The 4,475-nt window shown below is 44.6% G+C and carries 5 protein-coding genes; all 5 read left to right on the top strand.

Features of this window, described 5'->3' with window-relative positions:
• The coding region (locus Q0R35_RS09000; protein WP_295616419.1) for a tetratricopeptide repeat protein at positions 1 to 587 on the top strand (587 nt) is incomplete at its 5' end.
• Between the two features lie 140 nt (positions 588 to 727).
• Entirely contained in the window at positions 728 to 1,855 is a 1,128-nt protein-coding gene (gene lepB, locus Q0R35_RS19520) for a signal peptidase I (RefSeq protein ID WP_366944851.1), read from the top strand.
• A 130-nt stretch (positions 1,856 to 1,985) separates the two neighbouring features.
• Entirely contained in the window at positions 1,986 to 2,534 is a 549-nt protein-coding gene (locus Q0R35_RS08990; RefSeq protein WP_295616417.1) for a COP23 domain-containing protein, read from the top strand.
• A 95-nt stretch (positions 2,535 to 2,629) separates the two neighbouring features.
• Positions 2,630 to 3,163: a COP23 domain-containing protein gene (locus tag Q0R35_RS08985; RefSeq protein ID WP_295616414.1), complete on the top strand. Its 534-nt coding sequence runs from the start codon at positions 2,630 to 2,632 to the stop codon at positions 3,161 to 3,163.
• Positions 3,164 to 3,259: 96 nt separating this feature from the next.
• A partial coding sequence (locus Q0R35_RS08980; protein WP_295616411.1) for a trypsin-like peptidase domain-containing protein occupies positions 3,260 to 4,475 on the top strand: 1,216 nt, incomplete at its 3' end.

Raw genomic sequence — 4,475 nt, 5'->3', positions numbered from 1 at the left:
TTGCTATTAATCCTAACAATGCTACTGCTTACAGTAATCGGGGTGATGACAAATCAGAGTTAGGACAAAAACAGGCGGCAATTAGTGACTTCGATCGGGCGATTGCCATCGATCCTAACTTCGCTAAAGCTTACCTTGGTCGGGGTGTTACTAAATCGGAGTTAGGACAAAAACAAGCGGCAATTAGTGACTTCGACCGAGCGATAGCAATCGCTCCTAACATCGCTAAAGCCTACCTTGGTCGGGGTATTACCAAATCAGAGTTAGGACAAAAGCAGACAGCAATTAGTGACTTCGACCGAGCGATTGCTATCGATCCTAACGATACTAAAGCTTACCTTGTTCGGGGTATTGCCAAATTAGAGTTAGGACAAAAGCAAGCAGCAATTAATGACTTCGACCGGGCGATTGCCATCGATCCTAACTTTATTAAAGCTTACATTAGTCGGGGCATTATCAAATCAGCACTAGGACAAAAACAAGCGGCGATCGTAGATTTAGCTAAAGCAGCAGAGCTATGCCGTCAGCAGAATCAGATGGATTTATATCAAAAGATAATCGGATTGATTAAACAGCTACAGAAATAAAGTATAGCTTCTACCCGATCTAATTTACTTGATTGTTGCTATAGAGATTCTACACTCGATCGAACGGTAGAGGCGATCTACAGCCTTGGCATTAATGTATGTATGTATTTATTTAACTCAACCCTAATTAGGAGTATTTTATGTATCGACCCGAAGGACAATCAACTAATGAGACAGGCAACAAAGAACCGTGGCTTGCAGTTAATTTATCTTGGCTGTTGCCAGGTATCGGACAAATTTATGCTGGCAAGTCAGTCAAAGGGTACTCAATTTTGTTCGGCTACTTGCTTTCGATTGGTATTGGCGGTTGGCTCATCGTTGGTAGCAACCATCCTCTAGTTGGAGTTGCAGTTTTAATATTAGCATTAATATTTTTGCCGATTCTGAATCTATTTGATGCCCATCGATCGGCAAGAAGTGTCAATTCCGAGGAATTTGAATTGGCTAGAAAGCAAAATAAAGATGCTTGGCTGGCTGTTTTCTTATCTCATTTCCTCCCTGGGCTAGGACATGCTTATCTTAAAAAGTGGCTACCTGGTATTCTGTTTTTTATTACTTTCATCATCATTGTAATTGGAGGTGGTTTATTGAGTCCGATTGGTGGTTTATTTGCTAAACTATTGCAAGCCGTACTCGCTCTAATTGTTTTTTATAATGTTTACAATTCTGCACCGATACGTCGAGAACAATCGGCACGAGCGATTAATCTATTTATCGCTGGATTTATTGGCATTCCAGTCATACTCGCTCCGTTCTTAACAGTTGCGCTCCGACAATTTGTCGCAGAAGCTCGTTATATTCCATCGGGTGCGATGATCCCTACGCTGCAAATCAACGATCGACTGATAATTGACAAACTGACTTACCGATTTAGCAATCCCCAACGCGGTGATATCGTAGTATTCAATCCTACCGCCGCCCTCGAACGCGAAAAATTCAAGGATGCTTTTATCAAGCGGATTATTGGGCTGCCAGGCGACCGCATCGATGTCAAAGCAGGAAAAGTTTATATCAACGATAAAGTAATTAACGAAAACTATTTGGAAGAAGCTCCCAACTATAACTGGAGTAGTACCGCACTTACCCGTGACGGGAAGGTGCCCCCGAATGAATATCTCGTCTTGGGCGATAACCGTAACAATAGTTACGATGGTCACTACTGGGGATTCGTACCGAGAGCTAAAATCATCGGCAAAGCAACCACCCGTTTTTGGCCGATCGATCGATCTGGCAGTATCACTCGACCAGATTACAATTCTCAAAATTAATCAAAGAAACAGGCGATCGTGCTGGAGATATCGATTGTCTCACTCGATCGAGCCGCATTTTCCGATCGAGCTTGCCCGATAGAGAGCTTACAGGCAAACTTCACCGCTCGTTTATCGGGATCTTACTTCTATGAAAAATAACTCGATTTCGACTCTCATCGTCACTAGCTTGGCAATCTCGACGATCGCGATCTGCCCACAAACAACCTCCGCTCAAACCGTCACTCAAAATGATACCTCTGGAATACGGGTTTATTGCGGAAAAGCAGCCGATCCCAGCAGCAAAAGCAATTTACCAGCCACTCTCGTCAGCATCGCGGGGAAAGATGAGCCTACCGTTTTAGTAATTTGGAAGAGCGAAGCCTTCAAAAAATACACGCCTCAGCAGCGGTGTGAAACTGTTTCACCCAAATTTCAAGCAGCATTCCAAGCAGGTCGATTTAACATCACATCAGGTCAGGATACAGCTACTGGGCAAGGAATAATCTGCGCCGTAGCAGATGAGAAAGCAACTTGCGATCGATCGACAATGCTGTTTACGCTCAAATCTTATAGCTCGGCGAGTCTCACAGTTGAAGCCATTGCTGGCAGTCTCCAAGGCTCTGCCAGCAATGGCGGCTATCAGAGTAGTGGTGGCAAAATGGTTGTCGATGTACGTGCATTACTTCGCCGCAAATAGTTAGAGAGAGGATGAAAGGATCGTGTCACCTTCATCCTCGATAATGTAATTGCGCTCTAAATTCGATCTCATCACTATTCACAACATTTAAAAACATGAATTTTATCAAAACTAGTCTATATATAGCTGCTGCAATTAATTTAGGTGTAGTAATGGCAGGAATTCAGCCCAGTCGAGCAGACCAGCAAACAAACCAAAAACAAGTGCGGTTTTATTGCGGTCAAAGTTTTGACAACTCCAGTCAAAAAATCTTGCCGACCACTTTTGCGGCGACATCAGAACGCAAAGATCCGGTAGCGATAATTCGCTGGAAATTTGGGATGGGTAAATACACGCCTCAATCTCGTTGCAATTCAGTATCTCCCAAATTTCAAACAGCTTGGACTGAAGGGAGATTGCATTTTATTACTGCTGGCACAGCGAAAAATGGGGCGGGAATCATCTGTGGAGTTGCCAGCCGCGATCGAGCTTGCGATGAATCGACGATGTTGTTTACTCTAAAAAATGCGACACAGGCTCAAGAGACGATCGCGGGAATTGAAGGGATTAGAAGTGGTAGTGCGGGTGGCCCAGTTCCCCAAAGTTCGGGAACGATCGAGCCTGTCAGTCTCGATGAGTTATTGAAATAAACTCGATCGCATTGCATTAACTAACAAATGTGAATTTACTTCATTTTAAAATCGAACTCGATTGCCGATCGCTAAAATAACAAGCATACAACCAAGATGAAAACTGCTCTAATCTCAACGCTGATTCTCCCGATCGCGATCCTGCCGCAACTACTATTGATGTCTAGCGCGATCGCTCACCAGCCAAGTAACTCACCCAATCTAGCACTCGATCGCACCACTGTCGATCGGGATCGATCCCACCGGATCGCCGATGCTGCCGACCCTTCACCAACACCGCAAGAGGTACAAGCTATCGCTCAAAAAATCACCGTGCGCGTGAGTGCTATTAATGGTAATAATGGCGGTTCTGGCGTGCTAATTGCCCAAAAAGGTAATACTTACCTCGTGATGACAAATCGCCACGTTATCGGGCGAGAGCGTCAGTTTCAGATCCAAACAACCGACGGACAAAAACATACCGCTCAACTTACTCCGAATACACAGATCGATCCTAAATACGATATCGCGCTGCTACAATTTACCAGTACTAAAAAATACACGCTTCCCGATCTCAATAGTGCTGGTAGTCCACTCGATCTGAACAGCCCACGCCCGATTTACAGTGTCGGCTATCCGTATGACTCTAATAAAATCCGAATTAGTACGGGTAAAGTTACACAACTCTCGGATGTACCACTCGATAATGGGACACAAATCGGTTATGAGATCGATAAAAACTCGCCCGAAGTCAAGCAGGGGATGAGCGGTGGCCCGATCGTCGATGGTAGCGGAGTATTATTAGGGATTAATACGATCGGCAGTTACCCGATTTTACCTAACTATACCTATGTTGATGGTAGTAAACCGATCGCCAAATTAGCTGCTCGATATCGCCAAGCAAACTGGGGCGTACCAGTCTACAATCTCTTGACTCAACTCGATGCCAATATCTTGTACGGCTATGACAATTTTCCCAAGGTGCAACGGCAAGTTACACCGACTGGATATATGGCAAAACTCAACCGCGAGACTCGTCAACAGACAGTGCGGATTGAAGATTCGGCGGGGAATGGTTCGGGGGTAATTGTCGCGAAGCAGGGAAATACTTACTACGTGCTGACAGCCAAACACGTTCTCGAAACTCCACCAACGGATAAACAACCTAAGCAACGTCATACAGGGATTAAAGTTATTACTCACGACCAAGAGAGCTATCAAATTCAGCCAAGTGACATTAGGCTGGCTGAGGGAGTGGATTTAGCAATCGTTAAGTTTACCAGTCAGACTAATTACCCAGTTGCCAAAATCGGTAATTATAGCCCCATCGGGA

The sequence above is a fragment of the Chamaesiphon sp. GL140_3_metabinner_50 genome, assembly GCF_025361915.1.
GTDB lineage: Bacteria > Cyanobacteriota > Cyanobacteriia > Cyanobacteriales > Chamaesiphonaceae > Chamaesiphon.
The sequence above is the reverse complement of the archived record's forward strand: the minus strand, read 5'-3'. Positions and strand labels throughout refer to the sequence as shown.